Below are 23,930 nucleotides of genomic sequence, written 5' to 3' on the forward strand. Positions count from 1 at the left end.
ATCTGATGAACGCCATGGGATGGAGCGAGCCAGTGGTGGAACGCAAGCCGATCGAGTCGTGGCTCACCGACATGGACGGTGTCCTGATCCACGAGGGCATCCCGATCCCGGGGGCCGACGAGTTCATCAAGCGGCTCCGCGGCTCGGGCATGCCGTTCCTCGTCCTGACCAACAACTCCATGTACACCCCGCGCGACCTGCACGCCCGCCTCAACCGGATGGGCCTGGACGTGCCGGTGGAGTCGATCTGGACCTCCGCCCTGGCCACCGCCCGCTTCCTGGACGGCCAGCGCCCCGGCGGCACCGCGTACGCCATCGGCGAGGCGGGCCTGACCACGGCGCTGCACGACATCGGGTACGTCCTCACCGACACCGACCCCGACTACGTGGTCCTCGGCGAGACCCGCACCTACAGCTTCGAGGCGCTGACCAAGGCCATCCGCCTCATCCGCGACGGCGCCCGCTTCATCGCCACCAACCCCGACGAGACCGGCCCGTCCACCGAGGGCCCGCTCCCGGCGACCGGCTCCGTGGCCGCGCTGATCACCAAGGCCACCGGCAAGGCGCCGTACTTCGTGGGCAAGCCGAACCCGCTGATGATGCGGGAGGGCCTGAACAAGATCCACGCCCACTCGGAGACCAGCGCCATGATCGGCGACCGCATGGACACCGACGTCCTCGCGGGCATGGAGGCCGGCATGGAGACCGTCCTCGTCCTGACGGGCCTGACCCGCCCCCAGGAGGTGGAGAACTACCCGTACCGCCCCACGAGGGTGGTCAACTCGATCGCGGACCTGCTGGACGTCGTGTAGGCGCCCTGGGCGCAGCCCGCCGCGGGGGCCGGGGCGCGGCCCCGGCCGCCCGCGTCACCGGACCTCGGCGAGATCCTCCATGATCGTGAAGTGTGCGGCGAGCTGGGTGATCCGCAGCGTCCGCAGCGTGCGCGGGTCGTCGCACACCAGCCGCACCCGCCCGTACCGCTCCCGGGCCCGGTTCTGGGTCCTGACCAGGGCGGACAGGCCGCTGCAATCCAGGAACGTCACCCGGCGCAGGTCCAGCACCACATCGGGGCGGTCGCCGCCGGTCAACGAGTCCAGGTACGCGATCAGCCGTGGCGCGGACAGCGCGTCCATCTCGCCCTCGACCTCGACCACGACGGTGTCACCGACTAACCGTTCGCGTATCCACGGGTACAACCGGTGCTGGGACATTCGTTACCTCGACGGCGGGAAGAACGACGGTGGTGCGGTCAGCCATGCGGCTACCCCCACCGTCTCCCGGCACACGGGCCGGACGCAATCAGCGCGCCGACCGGGGGGCGCATGGAACTCACATTCGGGCGCGCACCGTCCCACGCGCGCCTCGGCCGGGCGTGCGCGCCCCCAGGGCCCCGGCCGGCGGAGGCGGCGGCGCAGCTCGGGAGGGGCCGGGAGGTCTTGGATAAGGTGGGCGGGGCCGCGCGCGGAGTGCGGGAGCCGCGGGAGCGACCGCCGCACCCCTGCACCGCGTCCCGCCCGCCGTACCTCGCACACCGCATCCCGCACGCGCACCGCGCCCCGCGCACCGCGTCGGGAGAGAGCGCCGAAAGGGGCTGCCTTGCCCTCCGACAACCTGGCAGGAGCCGTCGCCGGGGAGTTCGAGTGAACCTGCCCGGTGACCTCGACCGCGCCCTGCGCGGCGTTCTCGCCGATGTGCCGCCCCGGCAGCTCTCCCACGCCGTGGACACCCTCATCGACACCTACCGCCGGGGGGTGGACAGCGCCGCGCCCCTGCTGCGGCGGAGGGCGGACGTCATCGCCTACGCCGCCTACCGCATGCCCGCCACCTACGCCGCCGTGCGGGCCGCCCTCGGGGAGTTCGCGGCGCTGGCCCCGTCCTTCGCGCCCCGCTCCCACCTGGACCTCGGCGGCGGGACGGGCGCCGCGGCCTGGGCGGTGGCGGACGTCTGGCCCGCCGTCCGGGACGTCACCGTCCTCGATTGGTCCGAGCCCGCTCTCGGACTCGGCCGCGAGCTGGCCCGGGGATCGGCCCTGCTGGGCCACGCCGACTGGCGCGGGCAGGAGATCGGCGCCGCGCTCCCCGAGGCCCCGGACCTGGTCACCCTCTCCTACGTCCTCAACGAGCTCTCCGACGAGGACCGCCGCCGGGTGGTCGCCGACGTGCTGCGGCGCGACCCCGCCGTCGTCGCCGTCGTCGAGCCCGGCACCCCCGCCGGGTACGGCAGGGTCATCGAGGCGCGGGACCAGCTCGTCGAGGCGGGGCTGACCGTCGCCGCCCCCTGCCCGCACAGCCTGCGCTGCCCCATGGAACCCGGCCGGGACTGGTGCCACTTCGCCGTGCGGCTCCAGCGCTCCGCCCTGCACCGGCAGGTGAAGGGCGGGTCCCTGGGTTTCGAGGACGAGAAGTTCTCCTACGTCATCGCCTCCCGCGAGCCCGTCCGCCCCGCCGCCTCCCGGGTCGTCAGGCACCCCCTCCAGCGCAAGGGCATGGTCACCCTCCAGCTCTGCGCCCGCGAGGAGGGCCTTCGCCGCGCCGTCGTCACCAAGAAGCGCCACGGCGACCTGTACCGCGCGGCCCGCGACACCTCGTGGGGCGACCCCTGGCCGCCGCCCGGCGAGGGGAGCGGCCCGGCCGCGCCGGAGCGGGCCCCGGTACCGTCGCCACTGTGACGACGACACTTGCCCAGGTCGGGCCCATGCTGCGGGAGTGGCGCAAGCGGCGCGGGATCAGCCAACTGGAGCTGGCGCTGCGGGCCGACTCCTCCGCGCGGCACATCAGCTTCCTCGAGACCGGCCGGGCGCGGCCCAGCCAGGCCATGGTGCTGCGGCTCGCCGAGCACCTGGAGGTGCCGATCAGGGAGCGCAACGCGATCCTGGTCGCGGCCGGGTACGCGCCGCTGTACGGGGAGACCTCGCTGGAGGACCCGGCGATGCGCGGCCTGCGCGACGGCGTGCGGCGCCTGCTGGAGGCGCACGACCCCTACCCGGCCATGGCCGTGGACGGCGGCTACGACGTGGTGGCGGCGAACCGGGCGATGGGCGTGCTCCTCGAAGGGGTGCCCGAGCACCTGCTGCGCCCGCCGCTGAACGCGCTGCGCGTCGCCCTCCACCCGGAGGGGCTGGCCCCGCGCATCAGGAACCTCAAGCAGTGGCGGGAGCACCTGCTGGACCGCCTGGACCGGCACATCGCGGTGCACGGGGCCGAGGTGCTGCGCCGACTGCGCGACGAGGTGGCGGCGCTGCCCGAGCCGCCGGGCCACCAGGACGTGGGCGTGGAGTTCGGGGAGACCCCGTTCGCCCTGCCGCTGCGGCTGCTGCACCGGGGCCGTGAGCTGACCTTCATCGGCGCGGTGTCCACCTTCAACAGCCCCTGGGACGTGACGGTCTCCGAACTGGCCATGGAGACCTTCCTGCCGGCCGACCCGGAGACGGCCGAGGTGGTTCGGGGGTGGACCGGCTGAGGGGGAATGGCCGCGGGCGCCGCCGGGGCGGCAGATCTGTACCCCCGTAACAGGTCTGCGCGCCGTTGGTTGCCCGGTCGGCGCCCGCGTCCATGCCTCAAAGTCTGCGCAGGAGGCGGGGAAGAGTCTTTAGCAGTGAGCGCAGAACCCTTGATGCAGGGCGACAGCGGCGACGCCGGGCCGGGGACGGCGCGCGCACCCGGCGGACACGCGGGCGGGCCGCCCCTCCGCTGCCGGAGGGACGGCCCGCCTTTCGTGGCCCGCTGCCGGGCCGGGGTCGTCAGCGCTGGTGCAGGAACGAGTCGCCGTGCACGCGGACGTAGTCGTCCAGGACGCGCTTGGCCTCGTCCACGGCCTGCTGCGAGCCTTGGCCACGCTGCGCGGCGTAGTACGCCTCGCCGAGCTTGCGGACGAGTTCCTGGCCGGCCCGCTTCTCCTGGAACTCGTCGACCTTGTGCTTGCTCTCGCTCATCGCGCGCTGGGCGGATTCCTTCGCGCGGTCCAAGAAGCCTGCCATGTCCTGAACTCCCTTGCTTGCCTTGGGTGGCTCCGGGTCAGCCGTTGACGCCGAAGTCCTGGGCGATCCCCGCGAGCCCGGAGGCGTAGCCCTGGCCCACGGCGCGGAACTTCCACTCCGCGCCGTTGCGGTACAGCTCGCCGAAGATCATCGCCGTCTCGGTGGAGGCGTCCTCGGTGAGGTCGTACCGGGCGAGCTCCGTGCCGCCGGCCTGGTTCACCACGCGGATGAACGCGTTGCGGACCTGGCCGAAGCTCTGGCCGCGGGTCTCCGCCTCGTAGATGGAGACCGGGAAGACGATCTTGGAGACCTCGGCCGGCACGCCGGCCAGGTTGACCTTGATCTGCTCGTCGTCGCCCTCGCCCTCGCCGGTGAGGTTGTCACCGGTGTGCTCGACCGAGCCGTCCGGGCTCTTGAGGTTGTTGAAGAACACGAAGTGCTGCGGGGAGACGACCTTGCCGTCCTCCTTGAGCAGCAGCGCCGACGCGTCGAGGTCGAAGTCCGCGCCGGTCGTCGTGCGCACGTCCCAGCCGAGGCCCACGGTCACGTCGGTGAGGCCGGGAGCTTCCTTGGTCAGCGAGACATTGCCGCCCTTGGTGAGGCTGACACCCATGATTTAGCCTGCTCATTCCCGGTGCCGGGCGCGCACCGAAGCTGCGGTCACTTGACTTTTTCTTTGCCCGCTCTGCCAACGATCATCCCACCCACCAGGTTCCCGGAATCTCGGCCGAGTGAGGGAAACCGCGCAACAACTCCTCCGCGACGGCCCGCGCCGCCCGGGAGACCCAGCGCCTGCGGTGCCTCGCCAGCAGCACCGGGACGTCCGGCACCGGCGGTCCCGCCACCACCGCGAGCCGCCCGGTGCGCAACTGCTCCTCGACGGTGGCCCGCGGCAGCAGGGTGAGCCCGAGCCCGGCCGCCACGCAGGAGCGGGCCGCCTCGATGCTGCCGAACCTGGTCAGCCGGGGCGGGCCCGCGGGCAGCGCGAGCAGCGTCCCGGCGAGCCGGTCGCTGTAGGAGCAGCCCTGCTCGTGCAGGAAGAAGCTCTCCCGGGCCAGGTCCGCCCAGTCGGCGACGGCGCCGGGCGCGGCCAGGGGGTGGCCGGGCGCGGCCACGAACACCAGGGGCTCGTGCGCGATCTCGGTCACCGCGATGTCCGGCAGGTCCGCCTCCGGCTCCAGCAGCAGCGCCAGGTCCGCCCGGCCCGCGCGCAGCGCGTCCACGGCCGCGGCGGTGGAGGCGGGGTGCAGGGACACGTCCACCTCGGGCTCCTCGCGGCGCAGCGCGGCGACGACCGCGGGCAGCCGGGCCGAGCACAGCGACTCGCCCGCGGCCAGCACCACCCGGCCGGCGACGGCGCCGCCGGGGGCCGCCGCCTCGCGCAGCGCGGCCACCGCAGTGAGCACCTCCTCGGCGCGCTCCAGCAGTCGCCGTCCCTCCTCGGTGGGCGCGGCGCCGGTGGGCAGGCGGTCGAAGAGGCGGGTGCCCAGGTCGCGCTCCAGGGTCCGGATGTGCGTGGTGACGGTGGACTGGGCCAGGTGCAGCTCCGTGGCGGTGGCGGTGAAGCTGCCGGTCCTGGCCAGCGCGGCGAAGGTGTGCAGCAGACGGGTGTCCATCGGCCTTCCGGGGGAGTGGGGTGGAGCGGGGGTATAGGGGGAGAGATATCGGGGATCCCGATGGAGCGTATGGCAATTCATCGTTGGACGCGATGGCCGCGCCGGGGCGATGCTTGGGCCATGACCGCACCGATCTCCACCGCGTCCGTCCCCGTCCAGCGCTACGCCGCCTTCACCGCCGATCCCTCCGGGGGCAACCCCGCCGGGGTGGTGCTCGACGCCGCCGGGCTCGGCGACGACGTGATGCAGGCCGTCGCCGCCGAGGTCGGGTACTCCGAGACCGCGTTCCTCGCACCCGCGGGCGCCCGCCACCGGGTGCGCTACTTCAGCCCCCTGGCCGAGGTGGACTTCTGCGGGCACGCCACGGTGGCCGCCGCGGTGGCCCTCGCCGAGCGGGACGGCCCGGGCGAGCTGGTGCTGGACACCAACGCGGGCGAGGTGCGGGTGCTCACCGAGCGGGACGCCGCGGGCGCGGTCACCGCCACGCTGACCAGCGTCCCGGCCCGCTCCCGCCCCGCCGGGGAGGCCGAGCTCGACGCCGCCCTGCGCGCCCTGCGCTGGGACCGCGCCGACCTCGACCCGTCGCTGCCCGCGCACGTGGCGTTCGCCGGCAACGACCACCTGGTGCTGGCCGCCGCCACCCGGGAGCGCCTGGCCCGGCTCGACTACGACTTCGACGGCCTCGCCGAGCTGATGCGGCGGCAGCGGTGGACCACCGTGCACCTGGTGTGGCGGGAGGCCGACGACCTGTTCCACGCCCGGGACCCCTTCCCCGTCGGCGGGGTGGCCGAGGACCCGGCGACCGGCGCGGCCGCCGCGGCGTTCGGCGCCTACCTGCGGCAGCTCGGCCTGGTGCCGCCGTCCGGGTCGCTCACCGTGCGCCAGGGCGAGGACATGGGCCGCCCCAGCGAGCTGCGGGTGGCCGTGGACGCCGCCGACCCGCGGGTCCGGGTCACCGGGCGGGCCGTCCCCATCACCTGACGGACGGCACGACGTCGGACACCGCTCAGCCGTCGAACGGGTCCTCCAGGACCGGCACGCACGGCGACAGCAGGGGCTCGGTGTGCTCGGTGACCCGGCCGCGGACCAGCCGCAGCACCCGCACCTCGTTGCCGTGCCCGGGGTCCTCGTCGTCGCGGATGTGCAGCAGCCCGTAGGAGCCGGGGGCGAGCGCGCCGATTCCGGCGAAGAGGTCCAGCACCTCCTCGCCCGAGCCGCGGTGGTTGCTGTTGCCGCCGAGGTGGACGAACACCTCCCCGTTCATCCACCGCAGGTCCAGCAGGTAGGGGCTGGCGATGTCCTCGATCCGCCGCCGGATCTCCTCGACGATCTCCGCGAGCCGGGAGTCGTCGTCATCGTCGGCCGCGGTCTCCCGCACGGTGACCCAGCCGTGGTACTCGAACACGCGGCGAGCCCAACCCTTCTCGGATCCCCGTCACACCGCCTCCTCCTGTGCCGCCCGCCACGGCCGGCACAGGACGAGGAACAGGACGATCGACACCGCCGCGGACGCCGCGATCACCACCACCATCGGCATCGCGGTGTCCTCGCCGGCCACGCCCACCAGCGGCGGTGTGAGGGCGCCGACGACGAACTGCGTGGTGCCGAGCAGCGCCGAGGCGGTGCCCGCCGCGTGCGGGGTGAGCACCAGCGCCTGCGCCGTGGTGTTGGGCAGCGCGACGCCCATCGCGGACACCATCACGAACAGTGTCGCCGCCACCGGCGCCAGGCCCACCTCCCCGAACACCCCGCCGACCAGCGCCAGCAGCGTCAGCGCCGCCACCGCCACCACGGCCAGGCCCGCGGCCAGCACCCGGTCCATCGGCACCCGCCCGACCAGCACCTTGCCGTGGATCTGCCCCATCGTCACCAGGCCCACCGAGTTCAGGCCGAACAGCAGGCTGAACGTCTGCGGGGACGCCCCGTACACGTCCTGCACCACGAACGAGGACCCGGAGACGTAGGCGAACAGCGCCGCGAACGCGAACGAGCCGGTGAGCACGTACCCGGCGAACCGGGCGTGCCCGGCGAGGCCGCGGATGGTGCGCAGCGTGTGCCCGAACCCGCCGCTGTGCCGCCGCTCCTTCGGCAGCGTCTCCTCCAGCCACAGCGCCACCACCACGGTGAGCGCCGCGCCGAGCCCGGCCAGCACCAGGAAGATGCCGCGCCAGGCGGTGAACCGCAGCATCTGGCCGCCGAGCACCGGCGCCAGGATCGGCGCCACCCCGGATATCAGCATCAGGTTGGACAGGAAGCGCGCCACGGCGAGACCCGAGCACAGGTCCCGCACCACGGCCCTGGCGATCACTATGCCGGCCGCCCCGGCGAGCCCCTGCACCAGCCGGAAGGCGATCAGCGTGGGCACGTCGGGCGCCAGCGCGCAGGCGGCCGTGGCCAGCACGTACACCACCATCCCGACCAGCAGCGGGCGGCGGCGGCCCAGCGCGTCGCTCAGCGGCCCCACCACGAGCTGGCCCACCGCCATGCCGACCAGGCAGGCGGTGAGGGTGAGCTGCACCCGGGCGGCGCTGCTGTGCAGGGAGTCGCCGATCTCCGGCAGGGCGGGCAGGTACATGTCCAGCGACAGCGGGGTGAGCGCGGTGAGCGTGCCGAGGATCAGCACCATGACCAGGCCGGGGCGGTGCGCGGTGCGCACCGCGGGCGCGGCGGGGGGAGCCGCCGGGGTCGCGGGTTCGGGGGCGGGGTGGGCGGCGGGCGGTCGGGGATCCGGCATCGGACGGCGTCCTCCTGGGGTGCGGGCTGGGACGTGGCGGGGCGGTGGCGGGCGGCGGGTTCGGGGACGGGGCGCGGGCGGGACCCGCCGCCGCGGGGCGCCCGGGGCGCGGGGCGGGCGGGGACGGGCGGACCCGCCGGGCCGGCACGTGGGTAAGGGGCGCCACCCGGCCTCGTTGCCATACGCGTGCCCCGCTCCTTACTAGCGCCCGCCGCCGGTCGCGGTAAAGGTGCCAGGGGGGCGCTCGGCGAGGGCTTCAGGCGCCGTTCACCGCGCGTTGGACGCCGGTAAGGCCGCGCCGGGGCGCACGGGCACCGGGCGCGCCCCCCGAAGGGCGGCCGGTCCGGGCTCACACGGCTTGCCGGGGCGTTCCGCCGGTGCGCAGAATGAAGGCCATCGGTACAGGAGAACGGGGGTTCCCATGACCGAGCCCAGGCCACAGCCGGCGTCCGAGTGCTCCCACGTGGGCATGCTGCTCGGATCATACGTGCTCGGCGCGCTGACCCCCGAGGAGAACCGGCGTGTGGCCGCCCACCTCCAGCGGTGCTACGCCTGCGGGGCGGACTACCTGGAGATCGCCGAGGCACCGACGCTGCTCGCGGTGGTCGGCGACTCGGACCTGCTGGACGCCGGCCCGGACGACGACGGCCCGGACTGACCGCCGCCCGGACTGACGGCCGGACTGACCGCCGCCCGCACCGACCGCCGCCCGCACCGACGGCGGCCCCGATCGACCGTGGCCCGGACCGCCGACGCCCCGCCCGGCCGCCCGCCCCGAGGTTTCTCCCGCGCGCCCTGAACACCCCGCCCCCCGCGTCCGTACTCCTGGGCAGCCGCGGGTTCCCCCCACCCCCGCGGCGACCCGAGGCCTCCCGGCTCGGGGCAAGCGCGGCCGTTCCGTCCGTCGTGTCCCCCCTCGTCGGACGGGGCGGCCGCCCGCGCGTGCCCCTCCGGCCCCCGCGGCCTTCGCCCCCGCCCGCCGGGCCGCCTAGACTCGCCGCATGCTGCGTGTTCTTGCGGTGGACGACGAGGAACCCGCGCTCGAGGAGCTGCTGTACCTGCTGCGCGCCGACCCGCGGGTCGGCCGGGCCGACGGGGCCCTGGACGCCACCGAGGCGCTGCGGCGGATCAGCCGCGCGCTGGACGGCGGGCCCGGCGGCGAGGACGCCGTGGACGTCGTCTTCCTCGACATCCACATGGCCGGGCTCAACGGCTTGGACCTGGCCCGCCTGCTCGGCGGCTTCGCCGACCCGCCGCTGATCGTGTTCGTCACCGCGCACGAGGACTTCGCGGTCCGCGCCTTCGACCTGAAGGCCGTCGACTACGTGCTCAAGCCCGTCCGCAGGGAGCGGCTGGCCGAGGCGGTGCGCCGCGTCGCCGAGCTGGCCGCGGCCCGCAGGCCCGCCCCGCCCCCGCAGGGCCAGGAGCGGGAGGAGCCCGCCGACGCCGCGCCCGACCACATCCCGGTCGAGCTCGCCGGCGTCACCCGCTTCGTGCAGCCCGAGGAGATCACCTACGCCGAGGCGCAGGGCGACTACGCGCGGCTGCACACGGTGGACGGCGCCAGCCACCTGGTGCGCATTCCGCTGTCCGCGCTGGAGGAGCGGTGGCGCGCCAAGGGGTTCGTGCGCATCCACCGCCGCCACCTGGTGGCGCTGCGCCGGGTGGACGAGCTGCGCCTGGACGCGGGCACCACCAGCGTGCGCGTGGGCGGCGCGGTGCTCGCGGTCAGCCGCCGCCACGCCAGGGAGCTGCGGGACCTGCTGGTGCGGCAGGCCAGGGACCGCTGACCGCTGAGCCGTTCGTCGCGGGCGCGGGCGACCGTACGACGCCCGCTGCGCACCGTACGGCGATCCGGTGGCCGCGCGGGCACGGAGCGTGCGCCGCCCGCTCCTACGCTGGTGCGCATGCCCGACACCGAGCACGAGACGGAGCACGAGGCGGGCGCCGCGCTCGACGCCCTGCTCGCGCGGATGCGGGGCCTGCCCGCCGCGCCGCCGCGGGACCCGGAGGAGCTCGCGGAGCTGCTCAACCGCCTCAAGGCCGCCGCCGCGCGGTGGGCGGACCTGCTGTACGAGGTGCACCGCTCGGCGCGGCACCTGGCCGGGCCCAGGGCGGCCGCGGCCACCGAGATCGCGTTCCGCAGGGCGGAGGAGTCCTACACGGAGCTGGAGATCGCCCATCGGGACTTGGCGGGCGGGGGCGGGCCCGGTTAGCGTGACGGCCCCTGCTCCGCCGCCCGCACGGGAGGGAAGGTGCCCGATCGCCCCGCTCGCCCCGCGCCCCGGCGCGTGGTCGTCACCGGTGAGCCCCGGCGGCGCCACCGGCCGGCCGGCCCGGTGCGGGCGCGCTCGGAGATCGACGAGCAGACGGCGGTGGGCACGGCGTACGTCCGCGGGCTCATGCGCAGCCAGTTGCGGGCGGGCCTGACCGCCTTCGTGGTACTCGCGGCGGTGTTCGGGGCGCTGCCGCTGCTGTTCGCCGCGCTGCCCGCCGACCCGGGCCGGTGGCCGTCCCGGCCCGCCCTGGTGTGGCTGGTGCTGGGGGTGGCCGCCTACCCCGCGCTGCTCGCGGTGGGCCACTGGTACGTGCGCCGCGCCGAGCGCAACGAGCGGGACTTCGCGGATCTGACCGAGGGCCCGTGACCGGCGGAGCTGGGCGGTGAACCAGGCGTACTCGGTGACCGCGGTGGTGGCCGTCGTGCTCGCCACCGTGGTCGTGGGCGGCTTCGGCCTGCGGATCTCCCGCACCACGTCCGACTTCTACGTGGCGTCCCGCAGCGTGCCGCCCCGGCTGAACGCGGCGGCGATCAGCGGCGAGTACCTGTCGGCCGCGTCCTTCCTCGGGGTGGCGGGCCTGGTGCTGGCCCAGGGCCCGCAGATGCTGTGGTACCCGGTCGGCTACGCCGCGGGCTATGTGGTGCTGCTGCTGTTCGTGGCCGCGCCGCTGCGCCGGTCGGGCGCCTACACCCTGCCGGACTTCGCCGAGGACCGCCTGGAGTCCAAGGCGGCGCGCCGGGTCGCGAGCTGCTTCGTCGTCGGCGTCGGCTGGCTGTACCTGCTGCCGCAGCTCCAGGGCGCGGGGCTCACCCTGAAGGTGCTCACCGGGGCGCCGCGCTGGACCGGCGGGGTGCTGGTGGCGGTGGTGGTGACCGCGGCCGTGGCGGCGGGCGGCATGCGCAGCATCACCTTCGTGCAGGCGTTCCAGTACGCGCTGAAGCTGACGGCGCTGCTGGTCCCCGCGGTGTTCCTGGTGCTCGCCTGGTACGGGGACGGGGCGCCGGGGCGCACCTTCGACGAGCCCGCCACCTTCCGGGAGCGGACCACCGTGCGCGTCGAGGACACCGTGCGGCTGCGGATCGGCGAGCCGCTGCCCGTCACCGTCACCGGCACCGTCGGGGACGTGGCCCGCGACGGCGAGCGGGTGGTGCTGCCGCCGGGCGAGCACGTCTTCGAACGCGGCACCGTGCTGCGCTTCCCCGAGGACGCGGCCGTGCCCGAGCCCGCGGGGGACGCCTACCGGTCCGGCGCGTCGAGCTGGTCCCGGCCGCTGGCGGGCAGCCGCGACGAGCACCCGCTGTACGCCACCTACGGGCTGATCATCGCCACGTTCCTGGGCACCATGGGCCTGCCGCACGTGGTGGTGCGCTTCTACACCAGTCCCAACGGGCACGCGGCGCGGCGCACCACCCTGGTGGTGCTGGCCATGGTCGGCGCCTTCTACCTGCTGCCACCGGTGTACGGCGCGCTGGGGCGGCTCTACGCCCCGGAGCTGATCATGACGGGGCGCACGGACGTGGCCGTGCTGGTGCTGCCGGGGCGGCTGATCGGCGGCCTCGGCGGGAACCTGCTGGAGGCGCTGCTGGTCGGCGGCGCGTTCGCGGCGTTCCTCTCCACCGCGTCCGGGCTCGCCCTGTCGGTGGCCGGGGTGCTCACCCAGGACCTGCTGCCCTCGCTGGGCGTGAAGCACTTCCGGCTGGCGACGCTGCTGGCCATGGCGGTGCCCACGGCGGCGAACCTGGCGGTCAGCGACCTGCCGGTGGCGGACGCGGTGGGGCTCGCGTTCGCGGTGTCCGCGTCCTCGTTCTGCCCGCTGCTGGTGCTCGGCATCTGGTGGCGGCGGCTGACGGCGGCGGGCGCGGTGGCCGGGGTGCTCGTCGGCGGCGGGGCGGCGCTGACCGCGGTCGCCGCGACCATGGCCGGGCTCGCCGACCGGGGCTGGCCCGGCGCGCTGCTGGCGTGGCCCGCGGTGTGGTCGGTGCCGCTCGGGTTCCTCACCATGGTCGGGGTGTCCCTGGCCACGGCGAGCCGGATCCCGCCCGGCACCGGCGCCACCATGGCCCGCCTCCACCTGCCGGAGCGCCCCGCCGAGGGGGTGGGACGGTGACGGGACCGGCGCTTTTCGGTCTGCTCGCCGCGGCCGTGGCCCTGCTCGCCGCGGGCGCGGCGCTCGGCTCGGTCGCCGCCCGCCGCCGGGGCGCGGGCGGGCGCGACCTGGGCACGCCCGTGGAGCGCGCCACCTTCCAGACCCTGCACACCGCGTCCCTGGCCGCGCCCCCGCTGCGGGCCGGGCTGACCGAGGACACCGCCCGCAAGGCCGCCCGCCGCCTGCGCTCCCTGCTGGGCACGCCCGCGCTCAGCCTGACCGACCGCACGGCCGTGCTCACCTGGGACGGCGTGGGCGAGCACCACCGCGACGGGCTGCTCGAGCAGGCCCGGCAGGTGCTGGACACCGGCCGCACCCAGGCGTTCCCGGTGTCCTGCGACGTGGAGGGCTGCGGCGTCCGCTGGGCCGTGCTCGCCCCGCTGACCGGCGACAACGGGGTGCTGGGCACGCTCGCCGCGTTCGGCTCCCGGGAGTCGGCGGTGCTGGTGCGGGCGGCGGGGGAGGTGGCCCGCTGGGTGTCGGTGCAGTTGGAGCTGGCCGAGCTCGACCGCTCCCGCACCCGGCTGATCGAGGCCGAGATCCGGGCCCTGCGCGCCCAGATCTCCCCGCACTTCATCTACAACTCGCTGGCCGCCATCGCCTCGTTCACCCGCACCGACCCGGAGCGGGCCCGCGACCTGCTGCTGGAGTTCGCCGACTTCACCCGCTACTCCTTCCGCAGGCACGGGGAGTTCACCACGCTGGTGGACGAGCTGCACTCCATCGAGCAGTACCTGAACCTGGTGCGGGCCAGGTTCGGCGACCGCCTGTCGCTCAGCCTCCAGATCGCCCCGGAGGTGCTGCCGGTCGCCCTGCCCTACCTGTGCCTCCAGCCGCTGGTGGAGAACGCGGTCAAGCACGGCCTTGAGGGCGCGGTCACCCGCAGCCGCATCACCATCCTGGCGCAGGACGCGGGCGCCGAGGCGGTGGTGGTCATCGAGGACGACGGCGTGGGCATGGACCCCGAGCGGCTGCGCGCCATCCTGCGCGGCGAGGGCGGCCCGTCCTCCGGCATCGGCCTGTGGAACGTGGACGAGCGGCTGCGCCAGGTGTACGGGGACGAGTACGGGCTGGTCATCGAGACCAACGTCGGCGCCGGAATGAAGATCACCGCCCGCTTCCCCAAGTACCGGGCGGGCGTGCACCCCGACCCGCCCGGCACCCGCCCCCGGGACGGGCGCACCCCGCCGTGACGCCGGGGGCGCTCGGGACGTGCGCCCCCGGTGCCCCGACCGCTGGTCCGCCCGGAACGACCGCCCGTCGCACGACCCCGGCCGCTCACCGATGCGCCCCCGGTGTGCCCTTCTTCGGCCAGGATGCGCGCTCGTATGGTTACCCCCGGTAGGAACAGGGCACTGTGGGCTGTGGGTGACGTCCGCACGAGCCGGGCGCCCCGCGCACCACACCCTGGCAACTCCTGGCAATTCCTGGCAGTTCCTGGCACACAGGCACGGAATCGGGGGATTTCGGTGAGGGCGATCAGCGAACGGGCGGTGACGGCGGCACGCGGCGAGGTGCTCCGGGCGCTCGCCGAGCTGGACGCGCTCGACCGGGACGTGGTCAGGCAGCTCCATGTGCTGCGCCGCACCCCCGCCCAGGCCGCCGCCGCGCTGGACATGCCGGTCGAGGAAGTGCACCGCCGCGCCTCCCGTGCCGTCGGGCGGCTGTGCGCCCGCTACCGCCAGTACGTCTGAACGCCCCACGCGCCCCCGCGCCCCCGTCCCCCCGCCGAACCCCTTCCGCCCTGCGCGCAACGGGGCTGACCCGTCACCGCCGAGCGGGTTACCGTCCCCGCATGGGAGACCTCCTCACGACGCGCACGGGCGGGATCACGCTGGCCTACCGCGAGTCCGGCGACCCCGCCGCCCCGCCCCTGGTGCTCCTCCCCGGCCTCGGCCTCGACAGCTCGGACTGGGACGGGGTGGCCCCCGCCCTCGCCGCCCGCCACCGCGTCCTGGCCCTGGACCCGCGCGGCCACGGCGCGAGCGAGTGGCCGGGCGCCTACTCGCTGCCGCTGCTCCGCGACGACCTGCACGGCTTCCTCGACGCCCTGGGCCTGGCGCGGGTCACCCTGGTCGGGCACTCGATGGGCGGCGCCACGGCCCACCTGTTCGCTCAGGCGCACCCCGGCCGGGTGGAGCGCCTGGTGCTGGAGGACGTGCCCGCGCCGCGGCCCCGCGAGCCGCGCACCCCGGTCCGCCCCGAGGGGCCGCTGCCCTTCGACTGGGCGGCCGTCACCGCCCTGGTGAAGGAGATCGACGAACCGGACCCGGCGTGGCTGGCCGGGCTGCCCCGGATCACCGCGCCCACCCTGCTGGTCGCCGGTGGGCCGGGCAGCCATGTGCCGCAGGAGGGGATCGCGGAGATGAGCCGGCTGATCCCGGACTGCCGGATGGTGACGATCGAGGCGGGCCACGAGGTGCACGCGGCCCGGCCAGCGGAGTTCCTGGACGCGGTGCTGCCCTTCCTGACCTGCGGGCCCTGACCCGGCCGCCGCCCGCGGCCGTCCCCGGCGGGCTGCCGTCCCGGCCGGTGCCCGGGCCGTGCCGGGGCTGCCCCGCCGCGGCTCAAGTCAGGCTCGTGCGAGCCATGTCACGTTTCACTCGGACACAGCGCGGAACGGGGCATGGCGTCAAGGCGGGTGAAGCGACATGGCCACGCGAGGCCTCGGGGCTGGGGAATGGCAGGCCATCCACATCTTCTACGCGGCCGACCCGCGACCGCTGCTGGCCAGGTGCGTCGGCCCGCTGGTCGACGGCCTGCTGGTGGAGGGCCTGGTCACGAGCTGGTTCTTCGTCAACTACTGGCTGGAGGGCCCGCACCTGCGGCTGCGGCTGAAGTCCCGGTCCAGCGAGGACGCCGCCGCGGTCCGCGGGCGCGCCGAGACGGCGGTCGGCGCGTTCCTCGAGGGCAGGCCCGCGCTGTACGAGGTGAAGCCGGAGCTGGTGGACTTCTACACCACCGTCTTCCTGCTGGAGTACGCCCCCCAGGACCGCGAGCGGCTGCTCGGCCCGGACGGGAGCATGCGCCTGCGCCCCACGAACACCTACAGCTTCGAGCCGTATGTGCCGGACCGCGGGCGGTACGGCGGCCCGGCCGGGACCGCGCTCGCCGAGTGGCACTTCCGGCACTCCAGTGAACTGGCCGTGGCGCTGGCCCGCGAGCCCTCCCCGCGGCGCAGCACCCTGCTGGGGGTGGCCGGGCAGCTCATGACGGTGATGCTGACCGCCTTCCTGCACGAGGAGCGGCTGATCGCGGACTTCCTCGCCCGCTACCACGAGTCCTGGCTGCGCCTGTTCGCCCTGGCCGACGCGGCGCCCCCGGTCGGCCGCGAGCACGGCCAGGACGCCGCGGGCGCCGAGGTGGCCCGCGGCGTGGCCGGGGTCCGCCGGGCGCTCCACGGCCGGGGCGGCCTGTCCGAGCCGCTGCGGCGCTGGGCCGAGCACTGCGCCGAACTGCGGGAGCGCACCACGGAGCTGGCCCGCGCCGGGAAGCTGGCCGTCCCGCCGTGGCACCCGGGGCCCGAGCCGGTGGACCCGGCCACCGCCGTGGAGCCGTTCCTGGGCTGGTACCTGCGCCTGACCAACAACCGCCTTCAGGTGTCCATGCGCGACGAGCCGTACCTGGCGGGCCTGCTGGAGCGCTCCATGCGCGATTCGTCCGCGCTGGAGGCGTGGGCCTGACCCCGGCGGGCGGTACCCCGCCGGGCCGTCACGGCACCCGGTCGAGCACCACCCCGAAGTGCGTCCGGTACGCGGCCAGCAGCTCGGCGTCGCCGGGCAGCGGCTCCTCGTGCCGCTCGCCCGCGACGGTGCGGATCAGGGTCCGGCCGCTGATGGTGACCCGGCCGTCCCCGGTGAGCCGGGAGCACACGGGCTTGGCGGTGAAGTGGGAGTCGGGCGAGGTGCGCTGCCACCAGCAGGTCGGCAGGAAGTCGGCGAGCGCGCGGGGGCGCCGCTCCACGCGGTACGTCGGGCGGCCGTCGCGCAGCACGTCCAGGTCGCCCTCCGCGGTCTCCTCGACGCGGAACACCCCCGCCGGGTCGGGCTGGTCCACGCCCGGGGCGAGCCGCAGCGGGTGGTGGCTGTGGTCGCCGAAGCCCACGTCCACCAGCCACGGGCCCGAGGCGTCGCCGGGCGGCGTCACCACCAGCGCGAGGTGCTCGAAGGGCGCGCCGAACCCGTCCGGGCCGTGCACCCGGGCGGAGACCCGCTCCACCCGGTGGCCCAGGCCGGTGAGCAGCGCGGCGAACAGCCCGTTGAGCTCGTAGCAGAAGCCGCCGCGGCGCCGGCGCACCACCTTGTCCAGCAGGGCCCGCTCCGCCAGGGAGATGTCCTCGCCCAGGTGGATGGACAGGTTCTCGAACGGCACGGCGCGCAGGTGGCGCGACTGGAGCTCGCGCAGCGCCGCGGCGTCGGCCCGCGCCGGGCGGCGCGCGCCGATCCGGGCCAGATAGGCGTCCTGTGCCGCGTCGTCCACGTCGCTCCTCCACCGCTTCGCCGGGGGGCGGCCGCCGCGTCCGTCCCGTCGTCTCGGGTCAACCGCGGGCGGGCGCGTGCCATTCCGGCCGCCCGCGCTCCCGTTCAGGGGCGGGTGCCGCTCCACGCCAGGTGGTAGCGGCCCATGGTGGTGCGCCGGACGCCGGGGAAGTCGCGGACGCGGCGCCACTGGCGGGTGGGGGAGCCGATGCCGAAGCCGGTCGCCGCGAGGGCGTCGGCGTGGGCCCGCTCGCTCGTCCACTCGGCGTAGTTCACGATCTCGGTGCCGTCCGTGGACAGGTGGAAGTGCGCGGAGAGCAGGCCGGGCGGCGGCGACGGGTCGGTCTCCAGGGCCTCGCACACCGCGTTCGCCCACTCCCGCTGCCGCCGCGGGTCCGGCCCCTTCAGCTCGGCCACGACCAGCACCACGCAGCCGACCGCGCCCGCCGCCGCGGAATCGTCCGCGGCGGCGGGCACGAAGGCGCGGTGCCTGCGGGTGCGGTGCAGCGCCAGGCGGCGCAGGCCCGGCACCGCCTCGTCGATCTCGGCGACCCGCTCGGGGCGCTGGGCCGCGGCGAACGCCTCGTAGGCGTCGTCGTCCACCCACTGGGAGTGGTGCATCAGGGTGTCGCCGTCGGTGCCCGTGTAGACGTGGTAGCCGAGCAGGCCGGGGGTGGGCCAGGGCCGCCCCTCCCAGGCGGCGGCCACGGCCTCCACGGCGGCCCGCTGGCGCTGCGGCGTGCCCAGGCTCCACCGGCTGAAGAAGGGTGCGCCGACCCCCGGCCGGGTCATGTCGGGCAGGGTGGCGCCGGGCAGGGCGGATGCGCTCACGGTGGCTCCTCGGTCGGGTCCGGTCGGGTCCGGTCCGGTCCGGTCGGGTCGGTCGTGTCCGGCCGGGCCTGCGGGCCCTGCGGCCTGCGCGGCCCCCGGACCCGGAACCATCCTGAAACCTCAAGCGCGATCGAGGTCAACCACCGCGGCGCGCCCCCGCCCGGTTCAGTCCCGCCCGGGCCCGAACACCGGCGTCCACGCGCGGATCGCCGTCACCTCGACCCCCGGCGTGCGGTAGTACGCGTCCTCGGCGAGTATCCGGTCCACCTCCTCGCGGTCGCAGTCGAGCACCAGCAGGGCCCCGGTGTCGTCCGCCCACGGACCCGCGATCACCACCTTGCCCTCCTTGTGCAGGCGCGCGACGAACTCCCGGTGCGCCGGGCGCGCGGCGAGGCGCTCGTCGCTCGGCTCGGAGAAGGACAGTTCGACCACCAGCATGCTCGGATCCCTTCGAGTGCCGCCCGGCGACCGCCGCCGGACCCCACGGAACCTACGCCGTCGCGCGCGCTCCTTCCGTATCGGGTGATACACAGACGGGGCCAGGGGGCCCGAGGCGGTGCCCCGCGCGGACGGCGGACGGGAGGCGGACATGGACGCGACCGCGGTGGACGACGGGTGGCGCCGGCTGGCGGACGTGCCCCTGCTGGCCTCGCTGCCGCCCGACCGGCTGCGCCGGCTGTGGGAGCAGTCCGTGCCGCGCCGCTACGCGCCCGGCGACGTCCTGCGCACCGCGGGGCAGCCGGCCGGGCACCTGCTGGTGCTGCTCGAGGGCCGGGTCGCGGCCACCGGGACCACCCCGGGCGGGCAGCGCGTCGGCTTCGGGCAGTGGGACGGCCCCTGCGCGCTGGACAAGGTGGCGCTGCTGGACGGCGGCGGCCACACCGTGACGCTGACCGCCCGCACCCCGTGCGCGGTGCGCGGCCTGCGGCGGGAGCGGTTCCTCCAGCTCGTCGAGGACACCGCGTCGGTGCGCGCCCACGTCCTGGCGATGCTCGCCGCCCAGGCCAGACGGCAGCAGCGGCGGTTGGCCGAGGCCGTCACCCTGCCCACCGAGGTCCGCCTCGCCGCCTGGCTGCTGGAGCGGGCCGCGGCCACCGGGTGCCCGCGCGTCCCCGGCACCCAGGAGGAGATCGCCGAGGCGCTCGGCGTCACCCGGGTCACGGTCAACCGCGCCCTCGCCCGCCTCCAGGGCGAGGGCCTGCTGCGGGTCCACCGCGGCGGCGTGCGGATCCTCGCCCCCGAGCCGCTGGCCCTGCGCGCCGAGGCCCTCCCCGGGCCGGACACCGCGCGGCGGCCCCCGCCCGCCGCCCCGGCCACGACGCCGCGCCGCCCGGCGCGCGCCCGGTCCGCGCCGCCGTCGCCAGGCGGGTGAAGTTGTCCGCGACCGCCGAGCGGCGCCCGCGGGGCCGGGCCAGGGCCAGGTCCACCACCTTCGTGGCCGGGCTCAGCGGCCGGAACACCACCTCCGGCCGGGCCGGCGCCGCCACCGAGCCCGGCACCACCGCGACCCCGCACCCGGCGGCCACCATGCCCACGATGGTCTGCATCTGCACCGCCCGCTGCCCCGGCCGGGGCGCGAACCCGGCGTCCCGGCACAGCGCGGTGATCCGGTCGTGGAGGCCGGGCCCCGCCTCCCGCGGGAAGAGCACGAACGGCTCCCCCGCCAGCGCCCGCAGCAGCCCCACGTCCAGGGTGCCGTCGCACAGCCGCTCCTCCTGACGCGCCGTCGGCAGCTCCACCAACTCCACCTCGACCGCCGGGTAGCGGGCCCGGAAGGCGCGCAGCACCGGCGGCAGCACGGACAGCACGGCCGAGCCGACGAGGCCCACCGCCAGCGAACCGGTCTCGCCGTGGCCCGCCGCCCGGGCGCGCACCCCCGCCCGCTCCACGGCGGCCAGCGCGGCGCGGGCCTCGGCGACGAACGCCTCCCCGGCCGCGGTCAGCCGCACATTGCGGGTGTGCCGCTCGAACAGCGCCACGCCCGGCTCCTCCTCCAGCGCCCTGACGGCCTGGCTGAGCGGCGGCTGGGCCATGCCCGGCCGGGCCGCGGCCCGGCCGAAGTGGAGGTGGTCGGCGACCGCCACGGCGGCGCGCAGGTGTCGCAGCTCCATGGGCCGCACGGTACGGGCACTGATACCGGCCGCCTCTCAGTGGCGCCGGTTCACCGGATGGATCGGCCGGGGGCCGGGGCCGCGGGGCGGCCTGGGGCCCGTCGGACGGCCCCCCCGTCCCACCTTCCCGTTCGAAGGGAGCCACCCATGGGAACCAGCCCTCCCCGCCCCGCGCGACCCGCCGCGCCGCCGTGAAGCCGGCCGGCGCGGGCGCCGCGGCCGCGTTCGCCTCCCGGCCCGGCGCGGCCCTCGCCGGAGGCCCGCCCCGCCCCCGCCGCGTCGTGCTGTTCCACATCGACGCCCTGCGCCACCGGGCGCCCGAGCGGCTCGGCCTCACCCGGGTGCGGCGGCTCGCGCGCGTCGGCACCCGGGTGCGGGAGGCGCTGATCGTCGCGCCGTGGCACCCGACCGTCAGCGGCTTCTGGGAGCTGAGCACCACCTCGCCGCCCAACCCCACCACCCTCGCCGGCTCGCTGTTCCTGCGCCCGTGGACGGAGCAGCCCCACCTCCGGCACCGCTTCCCCGGCTTCACCGCCCACATCGCCAACAGCACCGCCTACCGGTCGCTGAACCCCGGCTTCACCCACACCCGCCTGGACCGCGGGGCCACCGATGAGGACAACGTGCGCCTGGCGCTGCGCCTGGTGCGCGACCACGACGACCTGTCCTTCACGCGCCTGGTGCTCCAGGACGCCAACGCCGTCAGCCAGCGGGTCGCCGACGCCGCCGACGGCGAGCCGTGGGCCCGCGACATCTACGGCCCCGGCTCGCCGTACCCCGCGGTGGTCCGCGAGGCCGACCGCCTCCTCGGCGAGTTCCTCAACGGCCTGGAGCGGCTCGGCGAACTCCACGACACCCTGGTGGTGCTGCTCTCCGACGGCCAGGCCAGGACCGGCTGGCACCCGGTGCAGCAGGAGGACAGCCGCCGCGTCCCGCTGGTGTTCGCCGGGCCGGGCGTGGCGGCGGGCCGCACCGTGCCCTACGCCGAGAGCACCGACATCGCCCCGACCGTGGCGCCCGAGGTGCCCAGGCGGCCGGCCAGGCTGAACCGTCAGATCGTCACCCACCCGCGGCTCCAGGCGTGGCTGCGGCTGCACGCCGGCGACCACCCGCTGCTGGACACCGCGCTGATCCGCGCGGAGAGCTCGTACTTCACCGAGTCCCAGTTCTGGGGCCTGGACCGGGTGGACGAGTGGCCCGCGGCGGGCTCGGTGGACACCATGCTGCGGGACAACGACTACGCCCTGCGCTACCTCCACGACGCCCTCGCCGCCTCGGGCGCCCCGGCGTTCCCGGAGCGGTGGGGACTCGGGTGCGCCGGGCAGGGCGGCGGGGGCGGGGTGGTGCGGGGCGGGGGCGCCGCCGTGGCCGGGGGCGGAGGGGGACGGGTGCGCGGCGGGTGCCGGTCCGGGCCTCGCAGCCGTACTCCCGCCGTCTTCCGGGCGGTCCCGACCCGTGTGCCGCCCCGCCCCGTGCCCGCCGCGGGCGCCGACCGCATGCATCACAATCGGCTCGTCGTCTTTGTAGGGTTTCCCCAAAAGGGCGGGGTCCGTTTTCTGGGGAACAGTGGGGATTTAGGGGGGCGTTTCGCTCCGTCTTCCCGGGCCCGACGTCGCACCTCCTCACTCTCTGGAAATCCCCGTGTGATCCACGTTTGAGAAGATGGGGCCCGCTCGGGCTCGCGGGGGGTGACGCGGACGCCGCGGTCTGCGTGCTTGAGCTGTTCGCGAGCAGTTCTGCCTACGGTCTTCGCCGTCAGGACCACGGACCGAGTGGAGGTCTGGAATGACGATCGTCAGTGAGACGGTTCTCGGTGCGGCGCCGCGCGACGGCGCCCGGCCTGACACGGCGAAGAGCGCCGGGCCGCCGAAGCCGTCCGCCGCGCCCGCGGGCATGCGCGCCGCGGTGGCCGACCTGGAGGCCAAGCGGGCGCAGGCGTACGCCGGGCCGAGCGAGCGCGCCACCGAGGCGCAGCGCGCCAAGGGCAAGCTGACCGCCCGTGAGCGGGTGGAGCTGCTGCTCGACGAGGGCTCGTTCACCGAGATCGAGACGCTGCGGCGGCACCGCGCCACCGGCTTCGGCCTGGAGGACAAGAAGCCGTACACCGACGGCGTGATCACCGGCTGGGGCACCGTGCACGGCCGGAAGGTGTTCGTCTACGCCCATGACTTCCGCATCTTCGGCGGTGCCCTCGGCGAGGCGCACGCGCAGAAGATCCACAAGATCATGGACCTGGCCCGGCAGGCCGGCGCCCCGCTGGTCAGCCTCAACGACGGCGCGGGCGCCCGGATCCAGGAGGGCGTGACCGCCCTCGCCGGGTACGGCGGGATCTTCCAGCGCAACACGCTCGCCTCCGGGGTGATCCCGCAGATCAGCGTGATGCTCGGGCCCTGCGCCGGCGGCGCGGCCTACTCCCCGGCGCTGACGGACTTCGTCTTCATGGTGCGCGGCACCTCCCAGATGTTCATCACCGGCCCGGACGTGGTGCAGGCGGTCACCGGCGAGAAGGTCACCCAGGACGAGCTCGGCGGCGCGGACGTGCACGCCACCAAGTCCGGTGTGGCCACGTTCGCCTACGACAACGAGCTGGAGTGCCTGGAGGAGGTCCGCTACCTGCTCTCCCTGCTGCCCTCCAACAACCGGGAGCTGCCGCCGGTGGTGCCCTGCGCCGACCCGGCGGACCGCCGCAACGAGCGCCTGCTGGACATCGTCCCCACCGACCCGGTGCGCTCCTACGACATGCGGGACGTGATCGAGGACATCGTCGACGACGGCGAGTTCTTCGAGTGCCACCCGCAGTGGGCGACCAACGTCATCTGCGCGCTGTCCCGGCTCGACGGCCACGTGGTGGGCATCATCGCCAACCAGGCGTCCTCCCTCGCCGGGGTGCTGGACATCGAGGCGTCGGAGAAGGCCGCCCGGTTCGTGCAGTTCTGCGACTCCTTCAACATCCCGCTGGTGACCCTGGTGGACGTCCCCGGCTTCCTGCCGGGCGTGGACCAGGAGCACGGCGGCATCATCCGCCACGGCGCCAAGCTGCTGTACGCGTACTGCAACGCCACCGTTCCGCGGATCCAGCTCATCCTGCGCAAGGCGTACGGCGGCGCGTACATCGTCATGGACTCCCGCTCCATCGGCGCGGACCTGTCCTTCGCCTGGCCCGCCAACGAGATCGCGGTGATGGGCGCCGAGGGCGCCGCGAACGTCATCTTCCGCCGGGAGATCGCCGCGTCCGAGGACCCGGAGACCACCCGGGCGGAGCTGGTGGCGCAGTACAAGCAGGAGCTGATGCACCCGTACTACGCGGCCGAGCGCGGCCTCGTGGACGACGTCATCGACCCGGCCAGGACCCGCGAGATCCTGATCAGGTCGCTGGAGATGCTGCGGGACAAGGACGGCACGCTGCCCTCCCGCAAGCACGGCAACCCCCCGATGTGACGGCGGCGATGACGACGGAACGCGAGGACGGCGAGGGGCAGCCGGTGCTGCGGGTGGTGCGCGGCGCCCCGGACGCGACGGAGCTGGCGGCGGTCGCGGCGGTGCTGGCCATGGTGGCCGGGCGCGGCGGCGGCGGAGAGGAGGACGGCGGGCACACCGCGCGCCGCCCCGCCCGCTGGCGCCGCGAGGACCGCAACCGCACCCCGGTGTCCTGGGCCTCGGGTAGCTGAGGCCCGGGGCGGCCGACCGGGCCGGCCGGACGGAACGCCCGGCGGGCGGTGCCCGCGGGGCGTCCTCGGCGACCCCTGAAGGTCCTTCCC

The 23,930-nt window shown here is 75.5% G+C and carries 26 protein-coding genes and 1 pseudogene; 17 read left to right on the forward strand and 10 right to left on the reverse strand.

Annotated features, from left to right (window positions below):
• The first annotated feature begins 32 nt into the window (after positions 1–32).
• The gene (locus tag ACYVO2_RS13835) at positions 33–812 is read left to right on the forward strand and encodes an HAD-IIA family hydrolase (protein WP_461008050.1); all 780 of its coding nucleotides are present in this window, start codon (positions 33–35) and stop codon (positions 810–812) included.
• Between the two features lie 54 nt (positions 813–866).
• Here the strand turns inward: ACYVO2_RS13835 and ACYVO2_RS13840 are convergent, their stop codons facing one another.
• A complete protein-coding gene (locus ACYVO2_RS13840; RefSeq protein WP_461008051.1) occupies positions 867–1,211 on the reverse strand; it encodes an STAS domain-containing protein in 345 nt (114 codons plus the stop codon).
• 429 nt (positions 1,212–1,640) lie between these two features.
• Here ACYVO2_RS13840 and ACYVO2_RS13845 point away from each other — a divergent pair, with 429 nt between their 5' ends.
• Both ACYVO2_RS13845 and ACYVO2_RS13850 read left to right on the forward strand, forming a co-directional pair.
• Positions 1,641–2,669 (forward strand): small ribosomal subunit Rsm22 family protein, encoded by a 1,029-nt coding sequence (locus tag ACYVO2_RS13845; RefSeq protein ID WP_461008052.1) that lies wholly within the window; start codon positions 1,641–1,643, stop codon positions 2,667–2,669.
• The gene (locus tag ACYVO2_RS13850) at positions 2,666–3,460 is read left to right on the forward strand and encodes a helix-turn-helix domain-containing protein (RefSeq protein WP_461008053.1); all 795 of its coding nucleotides are present in this window, start codon (positions 2,666–2,668) and stop codon (positions 3,458–3,460) included. Before ACYVO2_RS13845 ends, ACYVO2_RS13850 begins: the two co-directional genes overlap by 4 nt.
• A 280-nt stretch (positions 3,461–3,740) precedes the next feature.
• On the opposite strand, the gene ACYVO2_RS13855 is transcribed toward ACYVO2_RS13850, so the two are convergent.
• The 3 genes from ACYVO2_RS13855 to ACYVO2_RS13865 all read right to left on the reverse strand — a co-directional run bounded on the left by ACYVO2_RS13855 (position 3,741) and on the right by ACYVO2_RS13865 (position 5,593).
• Complete coding sequence (locus ACYVO2_RS13855; RefSeq protein ID WP_461008054.1) at positions 3,741–3,977, reverse strand: hypothetical protein; 237 nt, start codon at positions 3,975–3,977, stop codon at positions 3,741–3,743.
• A gap of 37 nt (positions 3,978–4,014) precedes the next feature.
• Complete coding sequence (locus tag ACYVO2_RS13860; RefSeq protein ID WP_461008055.1) at positions 4,015–4,590, reverse strand: TerD family protein; 576 nt, start codon at positions 4,588–4,590, stop codon at positions 4,015–4,017.
• Positions 4,591–4,672: 82 nt separating this feature from the next.
• Positions 4,673–5,593, reverse strand: a complete 921-nt coding sequence (locus ACYVO2_RS13865) for a LysR family transcriptional regulator (RefSeq protein WP_461008056.1) — start codon at positions 5,591–5,593, stop codon at positions 4,673–4,675.
• Positions 5,594–5,713: 120 nt separating this feature from the next.
• Here ACYVO2_RS13865 and ACYVO2_RS13870 point away from each other — a divergent pair, with 120 nt between their 5' ends.
• The gene (locus ACYVO2_RS13870) at positions 5,714–6,574 is read left to right on the forward strand and encodes a PhzF family phenazine biosynthesis isomerase (protein ID WP_461008057.1); all 861 of its coding nucleotides are present in this window, start codon (positions 5,714–5,716) and stop codon (positions 6,572–6,574) included.
• 25 nt (positions 6,575–6,599) lie between these two features.
• Here the strand turns inward: ACYVO2_RS13870 and ACYVO2_RS13875 are convergent, their stop codons facing one another.
• Positions 6,600–6,998 (reverse strand): Imm7 family immunity protein, encoded by a 399-nt coding sequence (locus ACYVO2_RS13875; RefSeq protein ID WP_461008058.1) that lies wholly within the window; start codon positions 6,996–6,998, stop codon positions 6,600–6,602.
• Positions 6,999–7,028: 30 nt separating this feature from the next.
• Positions 7,029–8,327: a Bcr/CflA family multidrug efflux MFS transporter gene (locus ACYVO2_RS13880; RefSeq protein ID WP_461008059.1), complete on the reverse strand. Its 1,299-nt coding sequence runs from the start codon at positions 8,325–8,327 to the stop codon at positions 7,029–7,031.
• Between the two features lie 421 nt (positions 8,328–8,748).
• On the opposite strand from ACYVO2_RS13880, the gene ACYVO2_RS13885 reads away from it, so the two are divergent.
• The 9 genes from ACYVO2_RS13885 to ACYVO2_RS13925 all read left to right on the forward strand — a co-directional run bounded on the left by ACYVO2_RS13885 (position 8,749) and on the right by ACYVO2_RS13925 (position 16,435).
• Positions 8,749–8,985 carry a zf-HC2 domain-containing protein gene (locus ACYVO2_RS13885; protein WP_461008060.1) on the forward strand — a complete coding sequence of 79 codons (237 nt, stop codon included), beginning with the start codon at positions 8,749–8,751 and terminating at the stop codon, positions 8,983–8,985.
• Positions 8,986–9,328: 343 nt separating this feature from the next.
• A complete protein-coding gene (locus ACYVO2_RS13890) occupies positions 9,329–10,117 on the forward strand; it encodes a LytR/AlgR family response regulator transcription factor (protein WP_461008061.1) in 789 nt (262 codons plus the stop codon).
• A 117-nt stretch (positions 10,118–10,234) separates the two neighbouring features.
• Positions 10,235–10,543: a hypothetical protein gene (locus ACYVO2_RS13895; RefSeq protein WP_461008062.1), complete on the forward strand. Its 309-nt coding sequence runs from the start codon at positions 10,235–10,237 to the stop codon at positions 10,541–10,543.
• A 39-nt stretch (positions 10,544–10,582) separates the two neighbouring features.
• Positions 10,583–10,972: a hypothetical protein gene (locus ACYVO2_RS13900; RefSeq protein ID WP_461008063.1), complete on the forward strand. Its 390-nt coding sequence runs from the start codon at positions 10,583–10,585 to the stop codon at positions 10,970–10,972.
• Between the two features lie 16 nt (positions 10,973–10,988).
• Positions 10,989–12,713 carry a sodium/solute symporter gene (locus ACYVO2_RS13905; protein ID WP_461008064.1) on the forward strand — a complete coding sequence of 575 codons (1,725 nt, stop codon included), beginning with the start codon at positions 10,989–10,991 and terminating at the stop codon, positions 12,711–12,713.
• On the forward strand, positions 12,710–13,945 hold the full coding sequence (locus ACYVO2_RS13910) for a sensor histidine kinase (RefSeq protein ID WP_461008065.1): 1,236 nt from the start codon (positions 12,710–12,712) through the stop codon (positions 13,943–13,945). Before ACYVO2_RS13905 ends, ACYVO2_RS13910 begins: the two co-directional genes overlap by 4 nt.
• A 276-nt stretch (positions 13,946–14,221) precedes the next feature.
• The gene (locus tag ACYVO2_RS13915; RefSeq protein ID WP_461008066.1) at positions 14,222–14,446 is read left to right on the forward strand and encodes a hypothetical protein; all 225 of its coding nucleotides are present in this window, start codon (positions 14,222–14,224) and stop codon (positions 14,444–14,446) included.
• 101 nt (positions 14,447–14,547) lie between these two features.
• On the forward strand, positions 14,548–15,237 hold the full coding sequence (locus tag ACYVO2_RS13920) for an alpha/beta fold hydrolase (RefSeq protein WP_461008067.1): 690 nt from the start codon (positions 14,548–14,550) through the stop codon (positions 15,235–15,237).
• Between the two features lie 166 nt (positions 15,238–15,403).
• A complete protein-coding gene (locus tag ACYVO2_RS13925; RefSeq protein ID WP_461008068.1) occupies positions 15,404–16,435 on the forward strand; it encodes a lantibiotic dehydratase C-terminal domain-containing protein in 1,032 nt (343 codons plus the stop codon).
• A gap of 28 nt (positions 16,436–16,463) precedes the next feature.
• On the opposite strand, the gene ACYVO2_RS13930 is transcribed toward ACYVO2_RS13925, so the two are convergent.
• The 3 genes from ACYVO2_RS13930 to ACYVO2_RS13940 form a co-directional block, all read right to left on the reverse strand.
• Positions 16,464–17,231 carry an arylamine N-acetyltransferase family protein gene (locus tag ACYVO2_RS13930; protein ID WP_461008069.1) on the reverse strand — a complete coding sequence of 256 codons (768 nt, stop codon included), beginning with the start codon at positions 17,229–17,231 and terminating at the stop codon, positions 16,464–16,466.
• Between the two features lie 104 nt (positions 17,232–17,335).
• The gene (locus ACYVO2_RS13935; RefSeq protein ID WP_461008142.1) at positions 17,336–18,022 is read right to left on the reverse strand and encodes an antibiotic biosynthesis monooxygenase; all 687 of its coding nucleotides are present in this window, start codon (positions 18,020–18,022) and stop codon (positions 17,336–17,338) included.
• A 204-nt stretch (positions 18,023–18,226) separates the two neighbouring features.
• A complete protein-coding gene (locus tag ACYVO2_RS13940) occupies positions 18,227–18,499 on the reverse strand; it encodes a YciI family protein (protein WP_461008070.1) in 273 nt (90 codons plus the stop codon).
• A gap of 151 nt (positions 18,500–18,650) precedes the next feature.
• On the opposite strand from ACYVO2_RS13940, the gene ACYVO2_RS13945 reads away from it, so the two are divergent.
• A complete protein-coding gene (locus ACYVO2_RS13945) occupies positions 18,651–19,433 on the forward strand; it encodes a Crp/Fnr family transcriptional regulator (RefSeq protein WP_461008071.1) in 783 nt (260 codons plus the stop codon).
• Positions 19,434–19,476: 43 nt separating this feature from the next.
• Here ACYVO2_RS13945 and ACYVO2_RS13950 read toward each other — a convergent pair.
• Positions 19,477–20,172: pseudogene (locus ACYVO2_RS13950) on the reverse strand (LysR family transcriptional regulator); the annotation flags it as partial.
• A 191-nt stretch (positions 20,173–20,363) separates the two neighbouring features.
• Between ACYVO2_RS13950 and ACYVO2_RS13955 the strand changes: the two are divergent.
• The 3 genes from ACYVO2_RS13955 to ACYVO2_RS13965 all read left to right on the forward strand — a co-directional run bounded on the left by ACYVO2_RS13955 (position 20,364) and on the right by ACYVO2_RS13965 (position 23,840).
• Positions 20,364–21,830, forward strand: a complete 1,467-nt coding sequence (locus ACYVO2_RS13955; RefSeq protein WP_461008072.1) for a sulfatase-like hydrolase/transferase — start codon at positions 20,364–20,366, stop codon at positions 21,828–21,830.
• A 235-nt stretch (positions 21,831–22,065) separates the two neighbouring features.
• A complete protein-coding gene (locus ACYVO2_RS13960) occupies positions 22,066–23,610 on the forward strand; it encodes an acyl-CoA carboxylase subunit beta (protein WP_461008143.1) in 1,545 nt (514 codons plus the stop codon).
• A gap of 8 nt (positions 23,611–23,618) precedes the next feature.
• Positions 23,619–23,840, forward strand: coding sequence for an acyl-CoA carboxylase epsilon subunit (locus ACYVO2_RS13965; RefSeq protein ID WP_461008073.1), 222 nt, complete (start codon positions 23,619–23,621; stop codon positions 23,838–23,840).
• The last annotated feature ends 90 nt before the right edge of the window (positions 23,841–23,930 follow it).

The organism is Streptomyces capparidis, assembly GCF_054782095.1.

Bases quoted from the DNA above. Each gene is read 5' to 3' on its own strand.
- ACYVO2_RS13895 (WP_461008062.1), top strand. From the start codon at position 10,235: ATGCCCGACACCGAGCACGAGACGGAGCACGAGGCGGGCGCCGCGCTC.
- ACYVO2_RS13945 (WP_461008071.1), top strand. From the start codon at position 18,651: ATGGACGCGACCGCGGTGGACGACGGGTGGCGCCGGCTGGCGGACGTG.
- ACYVO2_RS13890 (WP_461008061.1), top strand. From the start codon at position 9,329: ATGCTGCGTGTTCTTGCGGTGGACGACGAGGAACCCGCGCTCGAGGAG.
- ACYVO2_RS13920 (WP_461008067.1), top strand. From the start codon at position 14,548: ATGGGAGACCTCCTCACGACGCGCACGGGCGGGATCACGCTGGCCTAC.
- ACYVO2_RS13965 (WP_461008073.1), top strand. From the start codon at position 23,619: ATGACGACGGAACGCGAGGACGGCGAGGGGCAGCCGGTGCTGCGGGTG.
- ACYVO2_RS13885 (WP_461008060.1), top strand. From the start codon at position 8,749: ATGACCGAGCCCAGGCCACAGCCGGCGTCCGAGTGCTCCCACGTGGGC.
- ACYVO2_RS13925 (WP_461008068.1), top strand. From the start codon at position 15,404: ATGGCCACGCGAGGCCTCGGGGCTGGGGAATGGCAGGCCATCCACATC.
- ACYVO2_RS13855 (WP_461008054.1), bottom strand. From the start codon at position 3,977: ATGGCAGGCTTCTTGGACCGCGCGAAGGAATCCGCCCAGCGCGCGATG.
- ACYVO2_RS13880 (WP_461008059.1), bottom strand. From the start codon at position 8,327: ATGCCGGATCCCCGACCGCCCGCCGCCCACCCCGCCCCCGAACCCGCG.
- ACYVO2_RS13870 (WP_461008057.1), top strand. From the start codon at position 5,714: ATGACCGCACCGATCTCCACCGCGTCCGTCCCCGTCCAGCGCTACGCC.
- ACYVO2_RS13840 (WP_461008051.1), bottom strand. From the start codon at position 1,211: ATGTCCCAGCACCGGTTGTACCCGTGGATACGCGAACGGTTAGTCGGT.
- ACYVO2_RS13940 (WP_461008070.1), bottom strand. From the start codon at position 18,499: ATGCTGGTGGTCGAACTGTCCTTCTCCGAGCCGAGCGACGAGCGCCTC.
- ACYVO2_RS13935 (WP_461008142.1), bottom strand. From the start codon at position 18,022: ATGACCCGGCCGGGGGTCGGCGCACCCTTCTTCAGCCGGTGGAGCCTG.
- ACYVO2_RS13860 (WP_461008055.1), bottom strand. From the start codon at position 4,590: ATGGGTGTCAGCCTCACCAAGGGCGGCAATGTCTCGCTGACCAAGGAA.
- ACYVO2_RS13865 (WP_461008056.1), bottom strand. From the start codon at position 5,593: ATGGACACCCGTCTGCTGCACACCTTCGCCGCGCTGGCCAGGACCGGC.
- ACYVO2_RS13960 (WP_461008143.1), top strand. From the start codon at position 22,066: ATGCGCGCCGCGGTGGCCGACCTGGAGGCCAAGCGGGCGCAGGCGTAC.